The organism is Rhizobium sp. 10N427 (assembly GCF_056394605.1).
Map to the genome: position 1 here is coordinate 65,656 of NZ_JBFTID010000017.1, position 24,708 is coordinate 90,363.

The 24,708-nt window shown below is 62.0% G+C and carries 27 protein-coding genes; 19 read left to right on the forward strand and 8 right to left on the reverse strand.

The window, feature by feature from the left end; translation table 11 throughout:
* Window positions 1-97 precede the first annotated feature (97 nt).
* Window positions 98-1,102, forward strand: a complete 1,005-nt coding sequence (locus AC1DIJ_RS26325) for a LysR family transcriptional regulator (RefSeq protein WP_112390246.1) — start codon at window positions 98-100, stop codon at window positions 1,100-1,102.
* Between the two features lie 60 nt (window positions 1,103-1,162).
* Window positions 1,163-1,666 (forward strand): hypothetical protein, encoded by a 504-nt coding sequence (locus tag AC1DIJ_RS26330; protein ID WP_112390247.1) that lies wholly within the window; start codon window positions 1,163-1,165, stop codon window positions 1,664-1,666.
* Here AC1DIJ_RS26330 and AC1DIJ_RS26335 read toward each other — a convergent pair whose 3' ends face one another.
* The gene (locus AC1DIJ_RS26335) at window positions 1,667-1,909 is read right to left on the reverse strand and encodes a hypothetical protein (RefSeq protein ID WP_112390248.1); all 243 of its coding nucleotides are present in this window, start codon (window positions 1,907-1,909) and stop codon (window positions 1,667-1,669) included.
* A 154-nt stretch (window positions 1,910-2,063) separates the two neighbouring features.
* Between AC1DIJ_RS26335 and iolG the strand changes: the two genes are divergently transcribed.
* Together iolG and AC1DIJ_RS26345 are read left to right on the forward strand one after the other, a co-directional pair.
* Window positions 2,064-3,056, forward strand: coding sequence for an inositol 2-dehydrogenase (gene iolG, locus AC1DIJ_RS26340; protein ID WP_112390249.1), 993 nt, complete (start codon window positions 2,064-2,066; stop codon window positions 3,054-3,056).
* A 171-nt stretch (window positions 3,057-3,227) separates the two neighbouring features.
* The gene (locus tag AC1DIJ_RS26345) at window positions 3,228-4,118 is read left to right on the forward strand and encodes a DMT family transporter (RefSeq protein WP_112390250.1); all 891 of its coding nucleotides are present in this window, start codon (window positions 3,228-3,230) and stop codon (window positions 4,116-4,118) included.
* On the opposite strand, the gene AC1DIJ_RS26350 is transcribed toward AC1DIJ_RS26345, so the two are convergent.
* The 3 genes from AC1DIJ_RS26350 to dctP form a co-directional block, all read right to left on the reverse strand.
* Window positions 4,119-5,903: a radical SAM protein gene (locus AC1DIJ_RS26350; RefSeq protein ID WP_112390251.1), complete on the reverse strand. Its 1,785-nt coding sequence runs from the start codon at window positions 5,901-5,903 to the stop codon at window positions 4,119-4,121. It abuts the gene before it with no gap.
* 261 nt (window positions 5,904-6,164) lie between these two features.
* Entirely contained in the window at window positions 6,165-7,820 is a 1,656-nt protein-coding gene (locus tag AC1DIJ_RS26355) for a DEAD/DEAH box helicase (RefSeq protein ID WP_112390252.1), read from the reverse strand.
* Window positions 7,821-8,185: 365 nt separating this feature from the next.
* Complete coding sequence (dctP, locus tag AC1DIJ_RS26360; protein ID WP_477831673.1) at window positions 8,186-9,274, reverse strand: TRAP transporter substrate-binding protein DctP; 1,089 nt, start codon at window positions 9,272-9,274, stop codon at window positions 8,186-8,188.
* A 153-nt stretch (window positions 9,275-9,427) separates the two neighbouring features.
* On the opposite strand from dctP, the gene AC1DIJ_RS26365 reads away from it, so the two are divergent.
* Together AC1DIJ_RS26365 and AC1DIJ_RS26370 are read left to right on the forward strand one after the other, a co-directional pair.
* On the forward strand, window positions 9,428-10,012 hold the full coding sequence (locus tag AC1DIJ_RS26365) for a TetR/AcrR family transcriptional regulator (protein WP_162706078.1): 585 nt from the start codon (window positions 9,428-9,430) through the stop codon (window positions 10,010-10,012).
* A 70-nt stretch (window positions 10,013-10,082) separates the two neighbouring features.
* Complete coding sequence (locus AC1DIJ_RS26370) at window positions 10,083-10,484, forward strand: GFA family protein (protein ID WP_112390254.1); 402 nt, start codon at window positions 10,083-10,085, stop codon at window positions 10,482-10,484.
* Between the two features lie 43 nt (window positions 10,485-10,527).
* Here the strand turns inward: AC1DIJ_RS26370 and AC1DIJ_RS26375 are convergent, their stop codons facing one another.
* A complete protein-coding gene (locus tag AC1DIJ_RS26375; RefSeq protein ID WP_112390255.1) occupies window positions 10,528-10,830 on the reverse strand; it encodes a hypothetical protein in 303 nt (100 codons plus the stop codon).
* Between the two features lie 322 nt (window positions 10,831-11,152).
* On the opposite strand from AC1DIJ_RS26375, the gene AC1DIJ_RS26380 reads away from it, so the two are divergent.
* A complete protein-coding gene (locus tag AC1DIJ_RS26380; RefSeq protein ID WP_112390256.1) occupies window positions 11,153-14,533 on the forward strand; it encodes a response regulator in 3,381 nt (1,126 codons plus the stop codon).
* Here AC1DIJ_RS26380 and mnmC2 read toward each other — a convergent pair.
* Window positions 14,528-15,247 (reverse strand): tRNA (5-methylaminomethyl-2-thiouridine)(34)-methyltransferase MnmC2, encoded by a 720-nt coding sequence (gene mnmC2 / locus AC1DIJ_RS26385; RefSeq protein ID WP_112390257.1) that lies wholly within the window; start codon window positions 15,245-15,247, stop codon window positions 14,528-14,530. The two genes, AC1DIJ_RS26380 and mnmC2, sit on opposite strands and share 6 nt — an antisense overlap.
* Here mnmC2 and AC1DIJ_RS26390 point away from each other — a divergent pair.
* The 12 genes from AC1DIJ_RS26390 to AC1DIJ_RS26445 all read left to right on the forward strand — a co-directional run bounded on the left by AC1DIJ_RS26390 (window position 15,246) and on the right by AC1DIJ_RS26445 (window position 23,069).
* A complete protein-coding gene (locus AC1DIJ_RS26390) occupies window positions 15,246-16,421 on the forward strand; it encodes an NAD(P)/FAD-dependent oxidoreductase (protein ID WP_112390258.1) in 1,176 nt (391 codons plus the stop codon). The two genes, mnmC2 and AC1DIJ_RS26390, sit on opposite strands and share 2 nt — an antisense overlap.
* A gap of 115 nt (window positions 16,422-16,536) precedes the next feature.
* Window positions 16,537-17,244: a DUF1045 domain-containing protein gene (locus AC1DIJ_RS26395; RefSeq protein WP_112390259.1), complete on the forward strand. Its 708-nt coding sequence runs from the start codon at window positions 16,537-16,539 to the stop codon at window positions 17,242-17,244.
* Window positions 17,245-17,291: 47 nt separating this feature from the next.
* Window positions 17,292-18,149: an AraC family transcriptional regulator gene (locus AC1DIJ_RS26400; RefSeq protein ID WP_112390260.1), complete on the forward strand. Its 858-nt coding sequence runs from the start codon at window positions 17,292-17,294 to the stop codon at window positions 18,147-18,149.
* 36 nt (window positions 18,150-18,185) lie between these two features.
* Window positions 18,186-18,920, forward strand: a complete 735-nt coding sequence (locus AC1DIJ_RS26405; protein ID WP_112390261.1) for an AzlC family ABC transporter permease — start codon at window positions 18,186-18,188, stop codon at window positions 18,918-18,920.
* Window positions 18,917-19,222: an AzlD domain-containing protein gene (locus AC1DIJ_RS26410; protein WP_112390262.1), complete on the forward strand. Its 306-nt coding sequence runs from the start codon at window positions 18,917-18,919 to the stop codon at window positions 19,220-19,222. The genes AC1DIJ_RS26405 and AC1DIJ_RS26410 overlap by 4 nt, the downstream gene beginning before the upstream one ends.
* 111 nt (window positions 19,223-19,333) lie before the next feature.
* The gene (gene puuE / locus AC1DIJ_RS26415) at window positions 19,334-20,257 is read left to right on the forward strand and encodes an allantoinase PuuE (protein ID WP_112390263.1); all 924 of its coding nucleotides are present in this window, start codon (window positions 19,334-19,336) and stop codon (window positions 20,255-20,257) included.
* Window positions 20,257-20,754, forward strand: coding sequence for a 2-oxo-4-hydroxy-4-carboxy-5-ureidoimidazoline decarboxylase (gene uraD / locus AC1DIJ_RS26420; RefSeq protein ID WP_112390264.1), 498 nt, complete (start codon window positions 20,257-20,259; stop codon window positions 20,752-20,754). Before puuE ends, uraD begins: the two co-directional genes overlap by 1 nt.
* A gap of 65 nt (window positions 20,755-20,819) precedes the next feature.
* Entirely contained in the window at window positions 20,820-21,110 is a 291-nt protein-coding gene (locus AC1DIJ_RS26425) for a nucleotidyltransferase family protein (RefSeq protein WP_112390265.1), read from the forward strand.
* Window positions 21,107-21,469 (forward strand): HepT-like ribonuclease domain-containing protein, encoded by a 363-nt coding sequence (locus AC1DIJ_RS26430; protein WP_112390266.1) that lies wholly within the window; start codon window positions 21,107-21,109, stop codon window positions 21,467-21,469. Before AC1DIJ_RS26425 ends, AC1DIJ_RS26430 begins: the two co-directional genes overlap by 4 nt.
* Window positions 21,470-21,474: 5 nt before the next feature.
* Window positions 21,475-21,975 carry an ureidoglycolate lyase gene (locus AC1DIJ_RS26435; RefSeq protein ID WP_112390267.1) on the forward strand — a complete coding sequence of 167 codons (501 nt, stop codon included), beginning with the start codon at window positions 21,475-21,477 and terminating at the stop codon, window positions 21,973-21,975.
* Window positions 21,972-22,328: a hydroxyisourate hydrolase gene (gene uraH, locus AC1DIJ_RS26440; protein ID WP_112390268.1), complete on the forward strand. Its 357-nt coding sequence runs from the start codon at window positions 21,972-21,974 to the stop codon at window positions 22,326-22,328. The genes AC1DIJ_RS26435 and uraH overlap by 4 nt, the downstream gene beginning before the upstream one ends.
* A 3-nt stretch (window positions 22,329-22,331) precedes the next feature.
* A complete protein-coding gene (locus AC1DIJ_RS26445) occupies window positions 22,332-23,069 on the forward strand; it encodes a metallophosphoesterase family protein (RefSeq protein WP_112390269.1) in 738 nt (245 codons plus the stop codon).
* A 1-nt stretch (window position 23,070) separates the two neighbouring features.
* Here AC1DIJ_RS26445 and AC1DIJ_RS26450 read toward each other — a convergent pair whose 3' ends face one another.
* Both AC1DIJ_RS26450 and AC1DIJ_RS26455 read right to left on the reverse strand, forming a co-directional pair.
* Window positions 23,071-24,207 (reverse strand): alpha-hydroxy acid oxidase, encoded by a 1,137-nt coding sequence (locus tag AC1DIJ_RS26450; RefSeq protein ID WP_112390312.1) that lies wholly within the window; start codon window positions 24,205-24,207, stop codon window positions 23,071-23,073.
* Between the two features lie 89 nt (window positions 24,208-24,296).
* Window positions 24,297-24,671: a winged helix-turn-helix transcriptional regulator gene (locus AC1DIJ_RS26455; RefSeq protein ID WP_112390270.1), complete on the reverse strand. Its 375-nt coding sequence runs from the start codon at window positions 24,669-24,671 to the stop codon at window positions 24,297-24,299.
* Between the last annotated feature and the right edge of the window lie 37 nt (window positions 24,672-24,708).

A 24,708-nucleotide genomic window follows, 5' to 3' on the forward strand; every position in this document is an offset into this window, starting at 1 on the left:
TAACTGTCAAATAGAATAAGTGGTAAAGTGCATAACAAATTTGGTATATTGTTAAAAAGTATTACTTTTAATGGAAGGCGGAGGGGAGGCCGCAACCATGCCGGTCATTTCCGAGCCGCTTTCGCTGGATCACGTCGATATCCACAGCGATAATTTTGCCGACGATGCCTTTCTGCGTGCGGGTTTAAAGCTGAATCACCTGCGTATGATCGTCGCAATCGAAGATAGCGGCCAGATTTCGGCCGCGGCGGAGACGCTCGCCATCTCGCAGCCCGCCGCATCGCGGATGCTGTCCGAAATGGAATCAATCCTGAAGACCGCGCTCTACGAGAGGGTGGCACGCGGCGTGGTACTGACGACCTTCGGAGAAGCACTCGCCAGACGTGCACGCAAGATCCTGCTGGAGCTGCGCGAGGCGGGCCGGGAGATCGCCGAACTGAAGAGCGGGAAGGGCGGTTCGGTGTTCATCGGCGCGGTCACGGCGCCGGCCATGAGCCTCGTCGTTCCCGCCATCGACAAGGTGCGAAAGAGCTTCCCGGGGATCGAGGTCAACATCCAGGTGGAGACCAGCAACGTACTGGCGCGCGAGCTCCTGGCGGCGCGGCACGACTTCATCATCAGCCGCATCCCCGACGATCTCAATCCGCGGCTTTTCGAGGTGCGCGAGATCGGCATCGAGAAGGCCTGCCTGATCGTGCGCAGCGGGCATCCGCTGTTGCAGGGCGGCCCGAGCAGCCTGTCCGACCTTAGCGACTATGACTGGGTGTTCCAGCCGCCGGGCACGCTGCTGCGCCGGACAGTGGAGGACATCTTCCTGGGGGCGGGTGTTCCGGTACCCGGAAATATCGTCAACACCTCGTCGCTGCTTCTGACCTGCGCCATCGTCTGCAAGACGGATGCGATCGCGCCGGTGGCGATCGACGTCGCGCAGTTCCTGGCGAGCCAGAATTCGCAGGCTGCCGATGTTCGCATCCTGCCGACCGAATTCGAGATCAACGTCAAGCCTTACAGCCTGATCACGGCGCGAGAGCGGGCGCTGCCGCCGAGCGCGCGGCTGCTTTACGACCTGATCCTCGCGGAAGCGATGGCGCTGTCTCCATAGCCACAAGCCCGGCGCCATGTTGGGGCGCGAGACTGCGCCCCTTCGAAACGGGAAGGCGACATGCTGTTCGGACAATCGGTGTTCCAGTCGGTTCTGGAGCGCCTGAAGGCGGAAGAAGGCGAGGAAGACGACGAGGCTGGCGATCAGCCCGCGGCCTATCGCGTTCGCGGTTTCGCGACCGGCCTTGCCTTCGATGTGATGGAAGGCGTGTCGGCTGCGGGGGCGCAGAAGCCCGGCCAGGCCTATTTCGACAATCTCGAATTCGAGGCGCCACCACCCGCGCCGGAAGCGCCTGTGGCCGAGCCTGAGCCTGAACCCGCACCGGAGCCTGAGCCGGAACCCGTCATGCCCGAACATCTGTCTCGCATCGCCCCGGCCGACATTGCGGCGGAGCTGGCGATCTCATCGACGGATACGGTGCAGTCGCTCGGTGAAAAGCGCCGCGCCTTTGCCAAGGCCAATCATCCCGATCGCGTGCTGCCGCAGTTCCGCGACAACGCGACGCGGCGCATGACACTGGCGAATCTTCTGATCGATGAAGCGGTGCGCCGCCTTAGCCGCTGATCACTCCGGATCCTTGTCTTCGGCGACGGGCTCCGCGCTTTCTGTCTTCTCTTCCGCAGGCTGCGGCTTGAAGGTCCAGAACAGCATATAGAAGGCATAGATGCCCGCTGCGCCCGACAGCACGCCCCAGAAGGGATCGCCGCCGAAAAATTCCACACCCGCCCAGCCAAGGCAGACTGCAACGATGAGCGCACGTACCCAGACGTTGCGATAGGCGGGATGGGTTGGATCAATCAGCTGCATAAGTTCCCCGGTCATATTTCCATCACTTGTCTTTAGGATGGATTTCACAAATGTGAAAGGGTGGCGGGCTTGACGGCTCGCGTCAAAAATGGAATGAAAATTCCAGAAATATTGCAATTCGGTCCATTTGTTCCGAATTCTCAGGGAGGTTCTCATGACTGTCAGATTTGGTCTTCTCGGTGCCGGCCGTATTGGCAAGGTGCATGCCAAGGCCGTAAGCGGCGATGCGAATGCCAAGCTCGTCGCCGTCGCCGATGCATTTCCGCAGGCAGCAGACGCCATCGCTTCGGCCTATGGCTGCGAAGTGCGCACGATCGAGGCGATCGAAGCCGCCAAGGATATCGATGCCGTCGTCATCTGTACGCCGACGGATACGCATGCCGATCTGATCGAGCGCTTCGCGCGCGCCGGGAAGGCGATCTTCTGCGAAAAGCCGATCGATCTCGATGTCGGCCGCGTCCGGGCCTGCATGAAGGTCGTGGAAGAGAACAAGGGCAAGCTGATGGTTGGCTTCAACCGCCGCTTCGACCCGCATTTCATGGCCGTTCGCAAGACGATCGACGATGGCCGCATCGGCGATGTCGAGATGGTGACGATCACCTCGCGTGATCCCGGCGCGCCGCCGGTCGACTACATCAAGCGTTCGGGCGGCATCTTCCGCGACATGACGATCCATGACTTCGACATGGCGCGTTTCCTGCTCGGCGAAGAGCCGGTCTCGGTTTTCGCAACGGCTGCCGTTCTCGTCGACAAGGCGATCGGCGAAGCTGGCGATTACGACAGCGTCTCGGTTCTGTTGCAGACGAAATCCGGCAAGCAGGCGATGATCTCCAACTCGCGCCGCGCCACCTATGGCTACGACCAGCGCATCGAAGTGCATGGTTCGAAGGGCATGGTTGCCGCCGAGAACCAGCGCCCCGTTTCGATCGAAGTCGCCAATGGCGACGGCTATACCCGCCCGCCGCTGCACGACTTCTTCATGACCCGCTACACCGAAGCCTATGCCAACGAGATCGCCAGTTTCATCGCCGCGATCGAAAAGGGCAGCAAGATCGCGCCGTCGGGTGCCGATGGTCTCGCTGCGCTGGCGCTTGCCGATGCTGCGGTCCAGTCCGTCAAGGAAGGCAAGCTCATCAAGATCGGCTGACGGCCTTCTCCCGACCGGAAGCTGACCATGAGATGGCCGGGCAATCGCCCGGCCATTTCGGTTTCTGGGCATCAGCCGGATTTGAATTTAGCATCAACGTTTCGCCTTTGACGCAGCGGAGCGGGGAGGCTATCAGCCGGGGATATTCTTGCTCTTGCCCCGAGCCGCATCATGACCCTCGACCGCTTCGCTCCCGCCATCTTCGTGCTTCTCTGGTCGACCGGCTGGGTCGTGGCGAAATATGCGGCGATGCATTCGGAGCCGTTCACGTTTCTCGTCATGCGCTACACGCTGTCGGCGCTCGCCTTCCTGGCGCTCTGTCTGGTGCTGAAGGCGAAGTGGCCCGACCGGGCGACCATCTGGCGGGCGATCTATTCCGGATTTTTCCTGCACGGCTTTTATCTTGCCGCCATATGGTGGGCGATCGCGAATGGCGTACCGGCCGGCATCTCTGGCGTGATTGCCGCCATGCAGCCGCTACTGACGGCGATGGCCGCACCCTTCCTGATCGGTGAGCGTCTGCAGCCGGCGCAGAAGTTCGGTCTGGCGCTTGGTTTCCTCGGCATTATCATTGCCGTGTCGCCCAAGCTTCTCGAACCGGCGACCGCCGATCTGATGCATGCGGCGGTGCCGCTGACGATCAACCTGATCGGCATGGCCTCGGTCACCTACGGAACGATCTATCAGAAGAAGCATCTCCACAGCGGCGACCTGAATACCATCGCGACATTGCAATATCTCGGCGCGCTCATCATCACCGTGCCGCTGGCGCTCGCCTTCGAAAGCCTGCATTTCGACGGCACCGCCGAAGCCTTCGCGGCGCTGGCCTGGTCGGTCTTCGGTCTGTCGATGGGCGGCATCGGCCTGTTGCTCTACCTGATCCGCCGCGGTCAGGTGTCGCGCGCCGCTTCGCTGATTTACCTGATGCCGCCGACGGTGGCGATCGAGGCCTTTATCGCCTTCGGCGAGCCGCTGACACTGCCGCTCATCCTCGGGACTGTCGTTGTTGTCACTGGTGTCTATCTCACCAATCGAAAGAGCGTGCAGACGATCGAGGCCTGATCACTCGGCGGCCGGAGCCGCGTGGGTGAGCTTTGCGATCTTGCGGACGTGGGTGACGGCGGCGGTGCCGCCTGAGGTCTTGGTGAAAAGCTCGAGGCGCTCTTCCTCGTTGTCCTCGACCGGCGTCAGCGCCTGATCCATGTAGGTCTTCGAGGCCGGGTCCCTGGCAATCTTGAAGGCGGCGTAGCTCATCTTTGCTATCACACCGGCAAGCTTCATGTGCTTGCTGAAAGTTTCCCTGGCAAAGCGAGGCCAGAAGAGCATCGGATGGACCGGCTTCAGGCCGGGTCGCAGTTCCGAGGGGTGCTTCAGGCGCAGCAACCCGCTCTGCAGCGGATGAACGTTTTCGAGTGGGACCGTCGTTGCGAAGGAGACGAGGACCTTGACGAGGCTAGCGAGCGGAACGCCTGTTGCTACCGCGCGGCGCAGCAGCGTCTTCACATGCTCGGGCGAGTAATAGAGCGACCACGCCTCACGGTAGACCGTCTCCCATTCTGCGCGGCTCATCTTGTCATGAGCGGTGCAGACATGCTCGACGTCGTAGGTGTTGAGATCGCCGTCCATCTCGACGCCCTTGCGCCATAGCGTCTGATGGTCCTCTGAACCCGGCAGGGGCGTCAGCACGAAGAACTCGATGACATCAAGCGGAAGTTCGTGCTGGATGATCTGGATGTCGCGGCGGATGCTTTCGGGCGTGTCGGCCGGGAAGCCCAGGATGTAGCCGGCCAGCGTCATGATGCCCTGCGCCTTCCAGGCGAGTAGCATCTTGCGGTATTCGGTGATCTTGTTCTGGTTCTTCTTGGCGGCTGTCAGATTGTCGGGGTTGACGTTTTCGAGGCCGATGAAGACGCGCGTAACGCCAGCGCGCTTCGATTTTTCGATGAAGTTCGGGATCTTGTGGCAGAGCGTATCGACCTGGATCATCAGGCCGAGCGGAATGCCATCCTTCTCCCTCAGTTCGATCAGCCGGTCGAAGATCGCTTCCCAATCGCGGTTGCGGGCGAAGTTGTCGTCGGTGATGAAGAACTTGTGGATGCCCTGCGCCCAGTTCATCCGGACCAGCTTTTCGATGTCGTCGGCCGAGCGGAAGCGCGACTTGCGGCCCTGGACATTGATGATCGTACAGAACGAGCACTGGTAGGGGCAGCCGCGTCCGGCATCGAAACTGCTGGAGAGGCCGAGCGTGTGCTGGATGTTTTCCTTGCGCAGGAAGGGCACGGGCGTGCCGCCGATGCCGGGCAGATCGTTCATGAAATTGTAGACGGGTTCCAGCTGGCCATAGGCTGCGTCCTGCAGCACCTTGTCGAGGCGCCCTTCGGCTTCACCGGCAAACATCGAGATGCCCATTTCACGGCAGGCATCGAGCTCCACGGCCTTGCCGTCGAGCATCGACAGACAGCCGGAGACATGGAAGCCCCCCATCGACACAGGAATGCCGGCGGCGCGGAAGGGGCGGGCGATATCGAGGGCGCGGGGATATTGGTTGGACTGCACGCCGATGAGGCCGACCATGCCAAAATTGCCGTTGCGGGCAAGCAGTGACAGGAGTTCCGGAATATTGACCCGGGTGTTGGTCTCGTCGATCACCTTGATATCGATGCCGACACCTGGGCCGAGCACCTCGCGCTCGCCGCAGTCGGCGGCGATGCCGTAAAGCGCGGCCAGCGAATTGGAAGGGATCATCGCCCGCCACCAGCGGATCACGTAACCGTCGTCGTCATAGTGCGACGGTTTGATCAGGATGAACTGGAAGCGGCGCGCGCTCGATCTCGAAGGCAATGACACTGGCTATCTCACTTAATCCAATGGACTTGAAAATAAACACAGTTAACGGCGCCCGCTCCTGTCCGGAGCCTGCGCCCAACAATACTGCTTGGATGACGATCCCGGCGTCTCGCATGCAGATTGCAATGTCGTTTTTCACATGTGACCGGTTCACGGCGCTTCAAGGCCGCTTATCCGGATGTAAGCCGTCTCCTATGTTTTAAAACAAAAAGAGGCCGGAATATACCGGCCTCTTCGTGAATTCAGTATTCGGACAGACGCTCAGGCCTGTTCGCGGCGCTGGCCACCGCCGTTGCGCGGGCCCTTGCGGCGGATGCCGCCGGAGCCATCCTTGCGCTCGCCCTGGGCCTGCTGGCCTTCGCCATGCTTGCGGGCTGGACGGCCGTGGGCATTGCGGGCGCCGCCCGGATGATGGCGGTTTTCGCCACCGCCATGGTGCGGACGCTGCGGCTTCTTGACGGCAGGACGGAAATCCGACGTCGTTGCGAGATCGTTGTCCGGGCCGAGGTCCGGAGCGACTTCGCCACGGCGCTGGCCGCGGAAGTCCTCGTTGCGCTGGGTCTGGCGCTCGGGACGGGGACGGCGCTCGCGGCGCTCCTCGCCACCTGCACGAACCTCACCGCCTTCACCTTCGCGGCGCGGACGCTGCGGACGGTTGCCGCGGTTTTCGCCACGGGGCTGCTCGCTGCGGCCTTCGCCGCCACGGGCCTGACGCTCGCCACCGCGATTGCGGTTGTTGCCATTGCCGTTGCCATTTGCACGGCGCGGGGCGGCGCGCATGTCGGCCGGCGCTTCGCCGCTGGCAACGGTGATGCTGATGTTCATCAGCTTCTCGATGTCGCGGAGCAGGCGGGCTTCATCTGGGGCGCAGAAGGCGATCGCGATACCGTCACGGCCGGCACGGGCGGTACGGCCGATGCGGTGGACATAGGCTTCGGCGACTTCAGGCAGGTCGTAGTTGTAGACGTGGCTGACGGCCGGAATGTCGATGCCGCGGGCGGCAACGTCGGTGGCGATCAGCGTCTTGATATCGCCGTCCTTGAAGGACTTCAGGGCGCGCTCGCGCTGGCCCTGACTCTTGTTGCCATGGATCGAGGCGACCGAGTAGCCGACGGAATCGAGATGCTTCATCAGCTTCTCGGCACCATGCTTGGTGCGCAGGAAGACGATGGCGCGGCCATCCGGGTTCTGCGTCAGCGACTTCTTCAAGAGGTCGGTCTTGTCGTTCTTGCCGTTGACGAAGTGAACGTACTGCTCGACCTTGTCAGCAGCCTTGCCCGGAGGCGTGACTTCGACGGTAACCGGATCGGTCAGGAAGTCGGCGGCGAGATCGGCAATCGCCTTCGGCATGGTGGCCGAAAACAGCATGGTCTGGCGCTTCTTCGGCACCATCTTGGAGATCTTGCGCAGGTCATGCACGAAGCCCAGGTCAAGCATCTGGTCGGCTTCGTCGAGCACGAGGTAGCGCACGGCGGTCAGGCCGATGGCGCGGCGGTTGACGAGGTCGAGCAGGCGGCCCGGGGTGGCGACTAGGATGTCGGTGCCCTTTTCAAGCTGCAGCTGCTGCTTGTTGATCGACACGCCGCCGACGACGACGTTGATGCGCAGATGCGACTTGCGCAGGAAGTTCTTCAGGTTGACGGCGATCTGGTTCACCAGTTCGCGGGTCGGCGCCAGGATCAGCGTACGGGTGGTGCGGTTGTCGGGGCGGCGCTCTTCGGGGATCAGCTTTTCGATGAGCGGCAGGCCGAAGGCGGCCGTCTTGCCGGTGCCGGTCTGGGCGAGACCGATGAGGTCACGACCCTGGATGAGCAGGGGGATCGCCTTTTCCTGGATGGGGGTCGGCGTTTCGATGCCGAGCTGGAAAAGAGTGGCGACGATCGGCTTGGAGACACCAAGCGATTCAAAATTGGTCAAGTCATAACCTTTTCAGGGCGCGCCAAAACCAAATCGCCGGAGCGCGGAATGCGGCCCGGTGTTGTTCTGGCGTCAAGAACCCCGCGTGAAGTGGGAACTTGTCTTGTTGGAAAAAGCTTTCCAGCGCTTCTGCCGCGTCTTGGGATGCGGTCAATACGAAATGCGCTTTTGTCCTTCTTCCTGCTCCTATTTGCTGGCAGGGGCACGCTCACGCGGCGGCCGGAAGGTGAAAGCTGGGCTGCATTTGGTCTAGTTCGCGCTGAAAGTCAAGAGGCGATGGCTATATGGCGATTGCGTGCCGATCGCCGGAGCGGCGACCGGCACCTCGATCATGTCACGGAGAAGCAGGGTGGGACCGCTGCCACTCACCCCATGATATCGTTCATGATCGCTGTAACCTCGGCCAGTACGGCACCGGCAATGCCAGTGCCGCTGCGCTTCTGCTCTTCCGCCCAGGCCGACTGCACGTCGCGATATTTGGCGGCCGAGCCAAAGCGCACGGGCTCGGCGGGCTCGAGAATTCGCACGGACGCCCCAGCGGTTTTCAGTTCCGCCAGTTGTGCATCGAAGCTGCGATCCATCACCGGGCCGAGAGCCCTGTACGACGTCTCTGCGGCGCGGGCGATGGCATCCTTGTCTTCCTGAGCGAGGGTGTTCCAGACGTCCTTGTTGATCGTCAGCATATAGAGGTGGCCGAGCCACAGATCCTTCGACACCAGTACGTTGGGCGCGGCTTCGTGGACCTTCAGCATATAGCCGCTGTCGACATTCACCATCAGGCCATCAAGCGTTCCGGCTTTCAAAGCATCATAGATTTCAGGTCCCCAATGCATGGTGACAGGGGTTGCTCCGGCATTGCGCAGGAAGTCCAGATGCCAGAAGCTCGCCGAACGCCATTTGCCGCCCTTCAGGCCATCCAGATCCGCCATCGGCTTGGTGCTGAAAAAGGCCACGGGATATCCGGTGCCACAGAAAAGCGGAACGATGTTGTTTTTCTCCAGCTCCGCGGGGAAGGCCGGAACTTCGGCGTAGACGCGGCGGAAGAAATCGACCTGCGCGCTTCCGGCCGGGCCGGTTGGGAAACTCTTGAAAATCTGGTGCAGCGGCAATTCCTTGGCAGTATATTCCGGCACGACGGTCGCCATGTCGGCCTTGGATGTGCTGACCGCACCGAGCGCGTCATAGGCGGCGGCGATCTCACCGTTCCAGTGATCCTCGATCTTCAGCCGCCCGTTCGATTCCCGTTCGATTGCTGGGAACAGCACGTCCTTGAGAAACCGGGTGCGCATTCCGCCAAGCGGCTCGTGATCGTTGAACGTCAGGACGCGGGGCAAGGCGGCCTGCTGGGCCGAGGCATTTGATGGCAAGGATGCCATGGCCGCGCCTGCGGCCGTGGCGAGGAACAGCCTGCGGCTGATGCCGTGTTCGCCTGTGGTCATCTGGTTCTCGATCATCGCGATGCTCTTTCCCTGTTTCCGATGCTGCCGGGTGAGGCGCCGTTTGCTTGACCCTCACGTCAGCCGCAAATATACCTGAAGGATCCTTCAGTTCGGTATTCGCATTTGGAAAACGCCATCCCATCACGGCTGAAGCCGAGGAAAGCGCCGGTGCAGGCACGATCGGGCGCGACGGTCCAGGCCATTCACGAGGCAGCGATTCAGGTTTTGCTGACGGGCGGGCTGGCGCTGTTTACGACAACGCGGGTGGCCGAGCGTGCCGGTGTCTCCGTCGGCACCCTCTATCAATATTTCCCCAACAAGCAGGCGCTGCTCTTCGCAATTCTGCTGCGCCATTTCGAACAGATCGCCGAGGCGATCGAGGCCATACCGGGTGACGGAAAGCCGATTGCGGCGATCGCGGAAGATATTGCGGATGCCTATATCTCGGTGAAACTCGCGCGTCCCGACGCCACCACCGCGCTCTACCGGGTGGCCGGCGCGATCGACCAGTTCAGGATGTCGGCCGATGTGCTGAAAAGGCTGGAGGCTGCGGTCGTCAGGCTCCTGACCAATGCGGCGGATGCATCCTTTCGTCAGGCGGAGAAGACGGCCTTCACGCTGCTTTCCTCGCTGGCGGGGCTATCAAGGGGCAGCTTCGGAAAGCTGGCGGTGGCCGACGATGCGCTTGACGGGCTCGGTGCGGAGGCACGCCTGCTGTCGGCGGCCTATCTGCGGGCTGCTGCGGACGCCTGATTTTCGGCGCTGCGTTTGCCGTTGGAGCCTCGCTGAGGCACAATGCGGTGGACGAAGAGGAGCGGCATCGATGATGATCGGATCATGTCATTGCGGCAAGGCGCACTGGACGCTGGAGGGCGATCCGGGATCGATCACAGCCTGCAACTGTACGCTCTGCCGCCGCTACGGGACGCTCTGGGCTTATGATTATGAAAATGAGCGGGTTGCTGTCAGCGGACCTGTCGCGTCCTATACGCGCTCGGGAATAGACAAGTCGCCACTGGAGATCTTGTTCTGCCCTTCTTGTGCCTGCGTTCTCGCCTGGCGCGGCCTGGTATTGGAGCCGGACGGGCGGCGGCGGATGGCGGTCAATGTCAGGCTCGCGCCCCCGGAGGCGGTGGAGGATCTGGCGATCGATCATTTCGACGGGCTGGTGACCTTCACCGATCTGCCGTCGAAAGGGCGCTGCGTGCGCGACCTCTGGTTTTAGAGAGAAGACGGCGCCGCCGGGAGGAAGCGGCGCCGCAATTCACTCAGCGTCTGCAGACTTCGATCCGGTAGGGCTGGCCCCAGCGGTCATAGCGCCATGCCGGATGGCAGTAGCGGGGAGCGTAGTAGGCCGGGTAGGCAGGCGGCGGGTAATAGGCGTAGGCCGGCGGATAATAGGGGCGCGAGGCGATCGCGCCGCCGACCACGCCGCCAACGACGCCTCCGGCAACACCACCCCAGAAGGCGTTGCCGCCGCGGGCGTTTGCGGTTCCTGTGGTGGCGAGGGTGGCGCCGGCAAAGGTCAGCGCAATCAGGCCCGCCGCCATGGTCTTATGAAGAACGGACATGTCGAATTCCTTTCATGGACAAGGCTTGTCTTGAAGCCGGTCCCAGAATCCGCCCCGATCGCGGCGCGTTGATGGTGGCGCAAGCGCCTGCGGGATTAAATTTTCTCCATGATTCCAAGGGCGCCGGGGCAACGAAGCAGCCGGAAAAGAACAAGCAATGGCAAATAGATGAGACGCCCGGCTGGTCTTCTGATTCAACTTTAACATCGCTTTTGGCGCCCGGTGCTCGCGCGCTAAGATTTTATGGTTAAAAGCTTGTTAAGCGGCTTGGCATTATGGTTGCAGTCGTGAATATTTCATTCACAGCGGGAGTGGACGCTTTTTGATATCGGCAGGTAACCTTCTGGAACTGGCATGCAGCCGGATCGCGGATCTGGATACCCCTGCTTATGTCAAGAATAGCGAGCTTCGCTACGTTGCCGTCAACGAAGCCTATGCGCGCTTCTTCGGCATGGAGATCTCCGATTTCATCGGCCGCCGCAGCCGCGAGGTGCATGATCGCCCCGAGGAAGAGGAGCGCGAGGACAAGGAGCGCCGGGCGCTGGTCTTCGGTACCGAGGAAAATGCCATCTGCTTCGACCGGCCGGGGCAAGGCCACGAGCGCGTCCAGATCGAAAGCTTCATGCCGTCGGAAGACCGGGCCTATGTGCTCGGCATCTTCGAGAAGCGGCCGCAGCCCCGCCGCGCTGTTTCCACCGGGCCGGATCAGGCGCTGCTGGCCGATTTCGAGCGGGTGCGTACCGCCCTCGAAACGCTCGATCACCCGATCGGCGTCTTTGCCGCCGATGGCCGCCCGCTTGTCGTCAATTCCGCCTATCGCGGCGGTGCGCGGCCGCCCAGCGAAAAGGGCTGGCACGAAAGCGTTGCCGAACTCGATCTTCTGCGCACGATCATGGAGGATCTGCCGGTCGCCGCCTTCGTGCGCGACGAGGCCCACCGGCTCGTCTATGCCAACCAGTATTACGAGACCTTTACCGGACACGAGCGCTCGAAGGTGCTCGGCCTCACCGAATTCGAGATGTTCGGTGAAGAGAGCGGACGCGGCATCTACGAAGAGAATATGCTGGCGCTGAAGAATGGTTCGCTAACGGAGATCGAAGGCCGCGTGCCGAGTACCTACGGCAAGTCCTACCCGATCCTGTCGCGCGTCAATCGTGTGCAGACCCCTGACGGCAAGTTTTACGTCGTCGGCTCCTTCTCCGACATTTCGCCGCTCAAGGAGCGCGAAGCCGAGATCATCAATTCGCAGCAGCATGCCGAAGTGCTGCACCGGGATATCGAAAGCATCCTGCGCTCGCTGCCAGTTGGCGTGCTGATCCTCGATAACAAGCTCGATATTCTCTACGTCAACGACGAGTTCTATACGATCAGCGATCTGCCGATCGAGGACCGTTTCGACGGCCGGCCATTTCTCGATGTGATCCGCCGCAATCACGAACTTGGGCGCTATGTCTACAGCCAGACGCCGGAGGAAGTGCTGGAATCGCGGCGCCACCATTTCACCGCCGAGGGCGATCCGGAGCCGGTAGAGCTCAACTGGTCGGGCGGCAAGTCGATCATCTTCGACAGCCGGCGGATTTCCGACGACCGCATCCTGCTGACCTATTCCGATATCAGCACGATCCGCCAGCGCGAGCAGGAAGTGCATGACGTACGGGCGGCGATCGAGACGCTCGGCGAATTGATGCGCGATGCAACGCGGGCGATGCCGCAGGGGCTGGCGATCGTCCAGGATGGCATCATCCAGCTATCTAATGAGGCGCTGGTGCCGGTGCTGCAGATCCCTGCCGAATATCTCGCCGCAGGGCGTGGCTGGATCGATCTCTTCAATTTCTGCGCCGAGCGCGGCGATTTCAACGGTTCGGCTGCCGATACGCTGCATTACTGGCGCAGTTCCATCGCCGCGCGTGAGCCGATCATCACCGTCTTCCATATCCTGGGCGAGCGCTGGGTGAACATGGAGGCGACGATCAGCGAACGCGGCCACTGGATCGCGTTGTTCACCGACGTCACCGAGATGAAGCAGCGCGAAGGCGAGCTGCAGCGGCTCTTGTCGCGCGCCGAAGCCGCCGACCGCGCCAAATCGGAATTCCTCGCCAATATGAGCCACGAGATTCGCACGCCGATGAACGGTGTTCTCGGCATGGCCGAGCTGATGGCGAAGACCGATCTCGATGCGCGACAGAAGACCTTCATCGATATCATCGTCAAATCCGGCAATGCGCTGTTGACGATCATCAACGACATTCTCGACTTCTCGAAGATCGATGCCGGGCAGATGAAGCTGCGCAAGGCGTCGTTCGATCTCGTCGAAGCGGTCGAGGACGTGGCGACGCTGTTGTCGTCGCAGGCTGCTGAGAAGGATCTGGAACTTCTGGTACGCGCCGATCCCAACCTGCCTGCCGCGGTCATCGGCGATGCCGGGCGGTTCCGGCAGGTCGTCACCAATCTGGTCGGCAACGCCGTGAAATTCACCGAGAAGGGCCATGTCTTCGTCGATATCGGGTTCCGGCAGGGATCGGATGGTGAGGTGATGGTCGAGCTCCGGATCGAGGATACCGGCATCGGCATTCCGGCCGAAAAGCTGCAATCGGTGTTCGACAAATTCTCGCAGGTCGATTCCTCCTCGACACGGCGCCATGAGGGAACCGGTCTCGGGCTGGCGATCACCGCCGGGCTCGTCGATCTCTTCGGCGGCTATATCCATGCCGAGAGCGACGCGGGTAAGGGTTCGGTCTTCACCGTCAATCTGCCATTCGCGGTCGCTGCTGCGAAACTCGATCCGAAGCCGCTGCCGGTCAATGTGCGCGGCGCCCGCATTCTAGTTATCGACGACAACGAGGTGAACCGCGCGATTCTCAGCGAACAGCTGACGCTCTGGGGCTTCGACGGCGTGGCGGCCGAAAGTGGCGCGACGGGTATTGCCATTCTGGAGGCTGCGCATCAGGTCGGCGTCGAGGTCGATGCGCTGGTGCTCGATTATCATATGCCGCGCATGAACGGCGCCGAAGTGGCGCGCCGCCTGCGCGCCGATCCGCGCTTCGAGAATCTGCCGATCATCTTCCTGACATCGATGGATATTTCGGGCTCCGAGAAGGAGTTCGCGGCGCTGAACGGCCAGGCGCATCTGATGAAGCCGGCGCGCGCCAACCTGCTGCGCGGCACGATCGTCGAGGTCGTCCGGGCCAAGCGCGTCAAGCAGGCCTCGGAAACCGAGCTCGCACGGCTGCAGGCGGAAGCGCAACTCAAGGAGCCGGAGTTCGAGGAACCCGTGCGCGAGGAGCCTCGGCGCAAGGCCGAGTTCGTCGATGTGCTGGTGGCCGAGGATAACGAGGTCAACCAGATCGTCTTCACGCAGATCCTGCAGGGCACCAATCTCAGCTTCCTCGTGGTCAACAACGGCCAGGAAGCGGTCAATGCCTGGGAGACGCATTCGCCGCGCATTATCATGATGGACGTGTCGATGCCCGTCCTGAACGGCCACGATGCGACGCGGGCGATCCGGACCCGCGAGCGCGGGCAGGGGCATCGCGTGCCGATCATCGGCGTGACCGCGCATGCGCTGGAAAGCGACCGCGAGCTTTGCCTCGATGCCGGGATGGATGACTACATGTCGAAGCCGATCAGCCCGGAACTGCTAGAAGAGAAGATCCAGCTATGGCTCGGCAAAACCGAGCCGGTGCCGGGCCGCTCCGGCCTATAGGGGTTTCGTGCCGCAGAGCATTTCGCGCTTTCCCGCAAAGCCCTTGCGGCGCTCGACCGCAAAGCCTGCGGCGACGAGATTGCGGCGGACGAAACCGGCTGCGGCATAGGTCGCGAAGCTGCCGCCCGGAACCGTCTTCCCGCAGACCAGCTGCATCAGTTCTTCCGACCACATGTCGCCATTGCGCGACGGGGCGAAGCCATCGAGATACCAGGCATCGAAGTTTGGCTCGGCAGCCTTCACGCCGTCTAACGCGGCACCGCAGACGACGCTGAGGCGCGTTTGCGGATCAAGGTCGAGGCTGACGATGCCGCGCGGTTGCCCCGGCCAGGCGGACGTCAGTCCATCGCGCTCGGCATCGATCTCGGGCCAGTGCGACAGGGCGCGGAAAATCTCGTCGCGCTGCATCGGATAAAGCTCGAAGGACATGAAGTGCAGGTGCTGGCCGTCCGCGCGATGCAGCTTCCACTGGCGCCAGGTCTCGGCGAAGTTCAGGCCTGTGCCGAAGCCGAGTTCGCCGATCTGGAAACTCTGCTTTTTAGCCCAGCGCTCCGGCAGGCCGTTGCCCGCGAGGAACACGTGGCCGCATTCGAGGCGGCCGTCGGTCTGACAATAAAAGTGGTCGCCAAAGGCCTGCGAATAGGGCATATCGCCGTCTCGCCATTCGAGCGGCTGGCTTTTGCTGCCAATCTGATCGGGATCGATATCTGTCATGCCACAAGCCGATAGTCCGGCTCTTCTCTCCGGTCAATCCGCCGATCTCCTGATCGTGGGCGGCGGCATCATGGGGCTCTGGGCGGCCGTTCATGCGGAGCGGCTCGGGATCGATACGTTGCTGATCGATGCAGGAACGATCGGGCAGGGTGCCAGCGGCGGTCTGCTCGGCGCGCTGATGCCGCATGTGCCGGACAAGTGGAATGCCAAGAAGCAGTTCCAGTTCGATGCCCTGGTCAGCCTTGAGAGCGAGATTGCGGCGCTTGAGGCGGCAACCGGGCTTTTGGCCGGCTACCGGCGCTCCGGCCGTCTTATCCCGCTGCCGAAGCCGCATCTGAAGACCATTGCGCTCCGCCACTCCGCCGATGCCGAGACCAACTGGCATCAGCAGGAACGAGCGTTTCATTGGAATGTCAGCGATGCGCCACCTGTTCAGGGCTGGATCGACGCGGCAGCAGGCGACAGCGGCTTCGTGCACGATACGCTGGCCGGCCGGGTGGCGCCGCGCGCGCTGATCGCCGTGCTCCGGGCGTTCCTGATGCGGGCGAAGCATGTTCGGCTTCTGGAGGAGGCGGCGCTCGACAGCCTCGACACAGGAGCGCGGATTGCCGTTGTCGGTGGCTGGAGCATCGCCTTCGGCGATTGCATCATTGCCGCCGGGCATGGCTCGTTCCCGATCCTTCAGCGCTTCACGCCCGATCTACCGCAGCCACTCGGCCAGCCGGTGAAGGGGCAGGCGGCGCTGTTGAAGGCCGATATCGACCCCGCAATGCCGACGATCTTTCGGGACGGGCTCTATGTCGTTGCGCATGAGGGCGGGCATGTCGCGGTCGGCAGCACCAGCGAGAACAGCTTTGCGGAACCGTTGTCCACAGATGCGCTACTCGATCCGCTGATTGCCGCTGCGCGCGACATGGCGCCGGTCCTCCGCGATGCGCCCGTCATCGAGCGCTGGGCCGGCTTGCGGCCGAAGGCGATCGACCGCGATCCGATGGTGGGGCCACACCCGCTTCATCCGCATCTGCATGCGCTGACGGGCGGTTTCAAGGTCAGCTTCGGCCTGGCGCATCGGCTTGCCGAAGCTGTCGTTGCACCAATTGCAGGCGAAAAGCTCTCCTTCGACCTGCCTGAAAGCTTCGCGCTTTCGAGCCATATCACGGCCGCTTCACGCTAAACGTGAATTCGTCCAGAGTATATTTCGTTATTCTGTCATGCAAATCACCTATCTGCTTGCGCATCGACGGTGCCGGATTCGGCCGCGCGCCGCATTCTCAGATGGAGGAAATCGCATGCGCTATGCCATTTGCTTCACGCCTTCGCCGAGCGATCCGCTCAGCCATGTGGCGGCCAATTGGCTTGGCCGTAACGTTTTTTCGGGCGAGATGCTGGAGCCGCCGGCCGTTCGCGGTCTCGGCATTCACGAAATTGCCTTCCACACGGCCGTGCCGCGCCGTTATGGCTTTCATGGCGTGCTGAAAGCGCCGTTCCACCTCTCCGCGGAGGTATCCGAAGCGCAACTATTGCGGGAATTGATGCGCTTTTCTGGCACGTTCCAGCCGTTCAGCGTGCCGCGCATCGAAGTGGCGCGGCTCGGAAACTATTACAGCCTGGTTCCGACGTTGCCATGCGAGAATGTCCGCTATCTCGCATCGTCGATCGTTCAGCATTTCGATGGCTTCCGGGCGCCGCTTTCGGAAGCCGATATCGAGCGGAGTGATCCCGACGGCTTGTCGGCGGCGCAGTTCACGAATCTACACCGCTGGGGCAACCCCTATGTGATGGACGAGTACCGGTTCCACATGCCGGTGACCGGCCCGGTCAATGTTGTCGACATGCCGCGCATCGAACAGGCGCTGCGCGGCATCTTCGAGCCGGTGCTGGCGGAGCCGATCGCCATCTCCAATATCGCGCTGATGATGGAAGAAGGCATGGGCGGGCCGTTCCGGGTGCATTCGCTGCACCCGATGGGCAAGGTCAGCGCCCGCAAGATCGCCTGATCACTTTTGTTCAAGAAGCGGCTGCGGAAAACTGCTATATCCGCGCGATGCAGAATATTTCCCAGGAACAGGCGACTGTTGCCATGCCGCTCGCCGGGGCGGAGACGACCCGCTTCTGGCGCGACCGGCGCTTCGACGGCATGGAGTGCCTGAGCGCGACCTTCCTGACCCACGAGTTTGCGCCGCATGCGCATGATACTTTCAGCATCGGCGCCATCGAGAGCGGCAGCCAGATCGCCACGATCCGCGGTGCGCGCGAGGCCTCCGGTCCCGGCGATCTCTACCTGATCAATCCCGGCGAGACGCATGACGGAGCGCCGACGGATGGCGGTTACCGCTACCGGATGATCTATCCTGACATGGCACTGTTCCGGGAAATTCTTGAGGACGTGACCGGCCGAGCCTTCCACGGTACGCCGGCCTTCGGCAAGCAGATCCTTCATGATCCAAAGCTCGCCAATGCCTTTCTGGAGGCGCATCGGACACTGGAGACGGGAGCCGGGGCGCTGGAGACCGGGCAGGGTATGTTCCTGGTGCTGGACGCGATGTTCCGCCAGCATGGCAGCTCGATCATCATTCCTGTCGATAGCGCCGAACGGTCGGCGGTGCGCCGGGCGCGCGACTATCTGGTAGAGCAATATGAAAGCGATATCGGTCTCGAAGAGCTCGCCGCTATCGCTGGTCTCAGCCGTGCGCATCTGATCCGCGCCTTCCGCAGGGAGTTCCACATCACGCCGCATGCCTTCCTCACAGATGTCCGCGTCAGGATTGCCCGGCGCAAGCTGCAGGCAGGCGAACAGCCGGCGGAGATTGCGCTCGAATGCGGCTTTGCGGACCAGGCGCATTTCACCCGGCATTTCAAGGCCCGCACCGGACTGACACCCGGCCAGTACCGCGCCCGGTAATCACTTTCGTTCAAGACGCTGTCCGCGCGCGGTCCTATGACCGTCGCAGCAAACGGAGGTCTTGATGTGAGTGAGAATGGAACATGGGCGGAATTTTCCGGCGGTATGCGGGCGATCGCACCGCTGATCGCCGCCGTCATCCCGATCGGCCTGGTCTTCGGCGCAGTCGCTGCCACCAAGGGGCTGTCGCCGCTTGAGACCGGCCTGATGAGCGCGCTGGTTTTTGCCGGCGGATCGCAATTCGTGGCGATGGATATCTGGACGCATCCGGCTTCATGGGCGGGGCTGGGCTTCGCGGCGCTGCTCGTCAACATCCGCCACGTGCTGATGGGCGCTTCGATCGGCACCAAAATGCAGGCCTTTGCGCCGCGCGCTCGTTATTTCTCGGTGCTGTTCCTCGCCGACGAGATCTGGGCGATGGCCGAATTCCGGGCCGGTATCGCGCGGCTGACGCCGGCCTGGTTTGCTGGGCTTGCCACGCCATTTTATCTGACCTGGCTGCTGTCCAGTCTCGCGGGGGCAACACTCGGCGCCTTCCTCGGTAATCCCGTCACTCTGGGACTCGATTTCGCCTTTCCAGCGGTCTTCATCGTGTTGGTCATGGGTTTCTGGAAGGGACCGGAGACCGGCGCGGTGCTGCTCGCCAGCGGTGCGGCGGCCGTCCTGACGCAGCATTTCATCCCCGGTGTCTGGTACATCGCTGCCGGCGCATTGGCCGGGCTTGCCGCCGCGATGGTCAGCGGCAAGCGCCGCGTGGAGGTGACGCCATGACGCTCGATTTCTCAACGCTGCTTGCCATCCTGGCGATGGCGGCGGCAACCATCGTGACGCGCGTCAGCGGTCTCTTCCTCATTCGCCATGTGTCGCTCGACGGCAGCAGGCGCAAGGCGATCGAATCCATTCCACCGGCGGTGCTGATGGCTGTCGTCGCACCGACCGCCTTTGCAACCGGGATTGCCGAGACCATCGCCTGCGCCGTCACCGCGCTCGCAGCGCTTCGCTTGCCGATGCTGGCGGCGGTCGCATCGGGCGTCGTCTGCGTCGCGGTCCTCAGGGTGATCGGGCTTAGCTGAGTGATTTCGTGAGAGACTTTCGCGATTTCCTTGAGAGTCTCTTTCGCATTTCCGGCTCGACTTTCGCTCCCCGGGTGCTACCGTTTCGTCTGTCCTCGAGAAGGTGATTTCATGGCATCCGATACCTATCCGCGCAATCTGATCGGCTACGGCCGCAACACGCCCGATCCGAAATGGCCGGGCGGCGCGCATGTCGCCGTTCAATTCGTCATCAATTACGAGGAAGGCGGCGAGAGCTGTATTCTCGATGGCGATCCGGCCTCGGAGAACCTGTTATCGGAAATCGTCGGCGGTGCTGCCTGGCCGGGACAGCGCAATCTCAACATGGAATCGATCTATGAGTATGGCTCGCGCGCCGGTTTCTGGCGGCTGTGGCGGATGTTCACCGAACTCAAGGTGCAGGCAACCGTCTATGGTGTGACACTGGCGATGGCCCGCAATCCGGAAGCCGTCGATGCGATGAAGGAAGCCGGCTGGGAGATCGCCAGCCACGGCTATCGCTGGCTGGAATACAAGGATTTTCAGGAGGATCTGGAGCGCAAGCACATTCTCGAAGCGGTGCGCCTGCATACCGAACTGACCGGCGAGCGGCCCTACGGCATGTACCAGGGCAAGCCCTCGGACAACACGCTGCGGCTCGTCCAGGAGGAGGGCGGTTTCCTTTATTCGTCGGACTCTTATGCCGATGATCTGCCGTTCTGGGTGAATGGCGTGGATGGCAAGCCGTTTCTGATCATTCCCTACACGCTCGAGACCAACGACATGCGCTTTGCGACGCCGCAGGGTTTTAATTCCGGCGACCAGTTCTTCACCTATCTGAAGGATGCCTTCGACACGCTCTATGCGGAAGGCAAGGAGGGTAGCCCGAAGATGCTGTCGGTCGGGCTGCATTGCCGCCTCGTCGGCCGTCCGGGCCGCGCCGCGGCGCTGAAGCGCTTCATGGAATATGTGCTTGGTCACGAGAAGGTCTGGGTACCGCAGCGCATCGAGATCGCCAGGCACTGGCACCAGCACCACAAGCCGGAAACAATCTGATGATCGCGCGGGAGGAATTCGTCACCCGCTTCGGCGGCGTCTTCGAGCATTCGCCGTTCATCGCCGAGCGCGCCTATGACGACGGCTTCATCCACGGCGAGCTGACGGCCGACCGTGTTCACACGCCGATGGTGGCGATCTTCCGGGCGGCGAGCGAAGAGGAGCGCCTCGGCGTGCTGCGCGCCCATCCCGATCTCGCCGGACGTCTGGCGATCGCGGGTGAATTGACCGAGGACAGCAAGCAGGAGCAGGCAGGCGCCGGGCTCGACCGGCTTAGCGCGGCGGAACACAAGCGTTTCACCGAGCTCAACAACCGCTACACCGAAAAATTCGGTTTCCCCTTCATCATCGCCGTCAAGGGCCTGAACAAGGACGATATCCTCTCAGCCTTCGAGAAGCGGATCGATAACAGCCGCGAGGACGAGTTTGCTACGGCGGCCGGACAGGTCGAGAAGATCGCACTCCTGCGGCTGACCTCCATGCTTCCGGAGCGCTGAATGACGCGGAATTCTTTCCTCGCCATTCGCGCTCGCCTATAGTCTCAGCCGCAGGAGACGGTGCAATGAAGCCATCGGAAGTGCTGGAGAAGAACAGGCAGGCGATCCGCGACGCGACGAAGCGGTTCAACGCAGCGAACCCGCGCGTCTTCGGTTCGGTGGCGCGCGGCGAGGACCGGGCCGATAGCGATCTTGATATTCTTGTCGATGCGCTGCCGGGGACGACGCTGTTCGATCTCGGCGGGTTGCTGGAGGAATTGCAGGATATCCTTGGCGTCAAGGTGGACCTCGTCACACCAGGCGGGCTGCCCGACAAGATCAAGGCTCGCGTTCTCGCAGAAGCATCCGCCATATGAACAATGAGCGGCTTGTCGACCATATGGACCGAATGCAGGCGGCAGCGCAGACGGCATTCGATCTGACCGAAGGGATGAGCGAGGCTGAGTTCCTCGCCGATATCCGTACTCAGCTTGCCGTCACCATGTCGCTAGTCTTGGTCGGCGAGGCAGCAGCACGGATATCGGCGATCGAACCCGGATTTCCGCAAAGCCATCCGGAGATTCCGTGGACACGGATCAAGGGCATGCGCAACCTGATCGTCCATGATTACTACAGGGCGGAACTGCCGGTGATCTGGCAGACAGCAAGAACTGCGTTGCCCGAGCTTGTTACCCAACTTGAAAACATCCGCCATTGGCGGGCACAAGGCGAATAAGTCCCATGCCAGACTACCTCGACATCCAGCCCCTCACCAAAGCCGCCTTCGCGCCCTTCGGCGATGTGATCGAGGCCGATCCGTCGACGATGCGTTATATCAACGGCGGCACGACCGAACGTTTTCATGCATTGGCTACGGCCGAAGCCGCGGGTGAGGGCGCACGCGTCATCATCAATCTTTTCCGTGGCCAGCCGCGCGCCTTTCCCTATGAGGTCGGGATGATGGAGCGCCATCCTTTCGGCAGTCAGAGTTTTTCACCGGTCTCGAACTTGCCGTTTCTCGTCGTCGTCTCGGAAGATGAGAATGGCCGGCCGGGGCGGCCGCAGGTGTTTTCTGCGCGCGGTGATCAGGGCGTGAACTACAGACGTAATGTCTGGCATCACCCGCTGATGTCGCTCGGCAAGCCGAGCAGCTTCATCGTCGTCGATCGCGATGGACCCGACAACAATCTGGAAGAATTCTTCTTCGACCAACCCTTCATCATCAGAGAGCCAGCCCTATGACCGGACTGACCACCCACGTCCTCGATACCGCCCTCGGCAAGCCGGCCGAGGGTTTGCGCATCGATCTCTATTCGGTCGAAGGCGATCTGCGCAAGCTTCTCAAGACGGTCGAGACCAACGCTGACGGACGCGTCGATGGCGGGCCTATCCTTGTTGGCGACAGCTTCACTGCAGGAACCTACGAGCTCCTTTTCCACGCCGGCGACTATCTTCGTGCCGCAGGCACGGCGCTGCCGCATCCGGCCTTTCTCGATCTCGTGCCGATCCGCTTCGGGATCGCCGATACGACGGCGCATTACCATGTGCCGCTGCTGATCTCGCCTTACGGCTATTCCACCTATCGCGGCAGCTGAGTCATGCGGTTTGCGGCGATCGCGGATATCCACGGAAATGCCCTGGCGCTGGAGGCGGTGCTCGCCGATATTGCGGCACTTGGCATCAGCGACATCGTCAATCTTGGCGATTGCTTCAGCGGTCCGCTTGAAGCCGGAAAGACCGGCGACCGGCTCTTGCCGCTCAATCTGCCGACCGTGCGCGGCAATCACGACCGCTATCTCATCGAGTTCGCGCCGGAGCAGATGTTCACCTCCGATGAGGCCGCCTATCACGATCTCAGCCCACGCCATCTCGACTGGCTGCGGACGCTGCCTTCGGAACTCGTCTATCGCGACGAGGTCTATCTCTGCCATGCAACCCCTGATGACGATAATCTCTACTGGACGGAAACGGTCTCGCCTGAGGGCTATGTCCTCTTGAAGCCGCAGGCGGAGATCGAGGCACTTGCCGAGGGCATCGACCAGCCGCTGATCCTCTGCGGCCACACCCATCTGCCGCGAGCGATCGCACTCTCCGGCGGCCGCCTGCTCGTCAATCCCGGCAGCGTCGGCTGCCCGGGCTATGACGATGACGCGCCCTATTTCCACAAGGTCGAGACCGGCCATCCGCTGGCAAGCTACGCCATTCTGGAGAAGACCGCGCTTGGCTGGACTGCCAATTTCCGCACCGTCCACTATAACCATATGGCGATGTCGGAGCTCGCAAAAGCAAACGGCCGCCTCGAATGGGCGGCCGCGCTGGCGACGGGGCGGTTGTAGATCAGGCGGCAATCACCGATGCATCCACATCTTGGATGTTACGCTTTCCGCATAGCGCCATGGTCATATCAAGCTCCTTGCGGAGGATCTCGAGCGCCAGCGTCACGCCGTCCTTGCCCATGGCGCCGAGGCCATAGAGGAAGGGGCGGCCGATATAGGTGCCCTTGGCGCCGAGGGCGATGGCTTTCAGCACGTCCTGGCCGGAGCGGATGCCGCCGTCGAGGTGGATCTCTATCCTGTCGCCGACGGCATCGACGATCGAAGGCAGCATGCTGATCGAGGAGGGGGCGCCGTCGAGCTGGCGGCCGCCGTGGTTGGAGACGATGATGGCGTCGGCACCGGTTTCGGCGGCGAGCTTCGCGTCCTCCACGTCGTTGATGCCCTTGATGATCAGTGGGCCGCCCCATTTCTCCTTGATCCAGGCGACATCGGCCCAGGAAAGCCTGGGGTCGAACTGCTCATGCGTCCAGATCGAGATCGAGGAGAGGTCGGTGACGTTCTTGGCGTGACCGATGATGTTGCCGAAGGTGCGGCGCTTGGTCTGCAGCATGTCCAGGCACCAGAGCGGCCGCGTTGCCATCTGCCAGATGTGTTTCGGGGTGAATTTCGGTGGGGCGGAGAGGCCGTTGCGCAGATCCTTGTGGCGTTGGCCGAGGATCTGCAGGTCGGCCGTCAGCACCAGAGCCGAGCATTTCGCCGCCTTGGCGCGGTTGATCAGGTCGAGTACGAAATCCTTGTCGCGCATCACATAGAGCTGGAACCAGAAGGGCTTTGTCGTCACCGAGGCCACATCCTCGATCGAGCAGATGCTCATCGTCGACAGCGTGAAGGGCACGCCGAATTCTTCCGCTGCGCGCGCCGCCAGCATCTCGCCGTCGGCATGCTGCATGCCGGTCATGCCCGTCGGCGCCAGCGCCACGGGCATCGAGACCTTCTGGCCAATCATCTCGGTTTCGAGCGACCTATTGGTCATGTCGACCAGCACGCGCTGGCGAAGCTTGATGTTGGCGAAGTCGCTCTCGTTGGCGCGGTAGGTGCTCTCCGTCCAGGCGCCGGAGTCGGCATAGTCGAAGAACATCTTCGGCACACGGCGACGGGCCAGGGTCTTCAGATCGGCAATCGTCAGCGGCTTTGACATGATATCGGCATCCTCCGGAAGCTTCCGAGAGGTAGCATATTCAAGTCCCGCTGCCAGCAGAAACATATGCTTAGAGCAGGGTTTCCGGACTATCCTGCAGGCTTGGCGGCGGCCCATGTCAACAGCGCGTCGAGCGCCGGGCAGAGCGATTGGCCCCAGTCGGTGAGGCAATATTCCACCTTCGGCGGCACCTGATGGTGGACGATACGCCTGACGATGCCATCGGCTTCCATCTGGCGCAGCTGCTGGATCAACATCTTTTGCGAGATGGCCGGGATTGCGCGTTCCAGATCGGAAAAGCGCAGCACATTGCCGCCGAAAAGGTGGAAGAGGATGACGAGCTTCCAGCGCCCTTCGAGCATGCGCAGCACATTCTCAACGCCTTCTGCGGCGGTCGATGGGGTCAGGTCATCGTTGGACTTACTTTCAGGTAAGTACCCTACTTTTTCGTGCGTACTTGTCATCTCGAAAGCCTAAAGCCATCTTCGCCTTCAAGCAACG

What these genes read in the sequence shown, in the direction of transcription:
- AC1DIJ_RS26345 (WP_112390250.1), top strand. Translation starts at nt 3,228, where the DNA reads ATGACCCTCGACCGCTTCGCTCCCGCCATCTTCGTGCTTCTCTGGTCG.
- AC1DIJ_RS26410 (WP_112390262.1), top strand. Translation starts at nt 18,917, where the DNA reads ATGACGCTCGATTTCTCAACGCTGCTTGCCATCCTGGCGATGGCGGCG.
- AC1DIJ_RS26395 (WP_112390259.1), top strand. Translation starts at nt 16,537, where the DNA reads ATGCGCTATGCCATTTGCTTCACGCCTTCGCCGAGCGATCCGCTCAGC.
- AC1DIJ_RS26330 (WP_112390247.1), top strand. Translation starts at nt 1,163, where the DNA reads ATGCTGTTCGGACAATCGGTGTTCCAGTCGGTTCTGGAGCGCCTGAAG.
- AC1DIJ_RS26435 (WP_112390267.1), top strand. Translation starts at nt 21,475, where the DNA reads ATGCCAGACTACCTCGACATCCAGCCCCTCACCAAAGCCGCCTTCGCG.
- AC1DIJ_RS26370 (WP_112390254.1), top strand. Translation starts at nt 10,083, where the DNA reads ATGATGATCGGATCATGTCATTGCGGCAAGGCGCACTGGACGCTGGAG.
- AC1DIJ_RS26405 (WP_112390261.1), top strand. Translation starts at nt 18,186, where the DNA reads ATGACCGTCGCAGCAAACGGAGGTCTTGATGTGAGTGAGAATGGAACA.
- AC1DIJ_RS26325 (WP_112390246.1), top strand. Translation starts at nt 98, where the DNA reads ATGCCGGTCATTTCCGAGCCGCTTTCGCTGGATCACGTCGATATCCAC.
- uraD (WP_112390264.1), top strand. Translation starts at nt 20,257, where the DNA reads ATGATCGCGCGGGAGGAATTCGTCACCCGCTTCGGCGGCGTCTTCGAG.
- puuE (WP_112390263.1), top strand. Translation starts at nt 19,334, where the DNA reads ATGGCATCCGATACCTATCCGCGCAATCTGATCGGCTACGGCCGCAAC.
- AC1DIJ_RS26455 (WP_112390270.1), bottom strand. Translation starts at nt 24,671, where the DNA reads ATGACAAGTACGCACGAAAAAGTAGGGTACTTACCTGAAAGTAAGTCC.
- mnmC2 (WP_112390257.1), bottom strand. Translation starts at nt 15,247, where the DNA reads ATGACAGATATCGATCCCGATCAGATTGGCAGCAAAAGCCAGCCGCTC.
- AC1DIJ_RS26390 (WP_112390258.1), top strand. Translation starts at nt 15,246, where the DNA reads ATGCCACAAGCCGATAGTCCGGCTCTTCTCTCCGGTCAATCCGCCGAT.
- dctP (WP_477831673.1), bottom strand. Translation starts at nt 9,274, where the DNA reads ATGATCGAGAACCAGATGACCACAGGCGAACACGGCATCAGCCGCAGG.
- AC1DIJ_RS26400 (WP_112390260.1), top strand. Translation starts at nt 17,292, where the DNA reads ATGCAGAATATTTCCCAGGAACAGGCGACTGTTGCCATGCCGCTCGCC.
- AC1DIJ_RS26450 (WP_112390312.1), bottom strand. Translation starts at nt 24,207, where the DNA reads ATGTCAAAGCCGCTGACGATTGCCGATCTGAAGACCCTGGCCCGTCGC.
- uraH (WP_112390268.1), top strand. Translation starts at nt 21,972, where the DNA reads ATGACCGGACTGACCACCCACGTCCTCGATACCGCCCTCGGCAAGCCG.
- AC1DIJ_RS26375 (WP_112390255.1), bottom strand. Translation starts at nt 10,830, where the DNA reads ATGTCCGTTCTTCATAAGACCATGGCGGCGGGCCTGATTGCGCTGACC.
- iolG (WP_112390249.1), top strand. Translation starts at nt 2,064, where the DNA reads ATGACTGTCAGATTTGGTCTTCTCGGTGCCGGCCGTATTGGCAAGGTG.
- AC1DIJ_RS26430 (WP_112390266.1), top strand. Translation starts at nt 21,107, where the DNA reads ATGAACAATGAGCGGCTTGTCGACCATATGGACCGAATGCAGGCGGCA.
- AC1DIJ_RS26335 (WP_112390248.1), bottom strand. Translation starts at nt 1,909, where the DNA reads ATGCAGCTGATTGATCCAACCCATCCCGCCTATCGCAACGTCTGGGTA.
- AC1DIJ_RS26445 (WP_112390269.1), top strand. Translation starts at nt 22,332, where the DNA reads ATGCGGTTTGCGGCGATCGCGGATATCCACGGAAATGCCCTGGCGCTG.
- AC1DIJ_RS26425 (WP_112390265.1), top strand. Translation starts at nt 20,820, where the DNA reads ATGAAGCCATCGGAAGTGCTGGAGAAGAACAGGCAGGCGATCCGCGAC.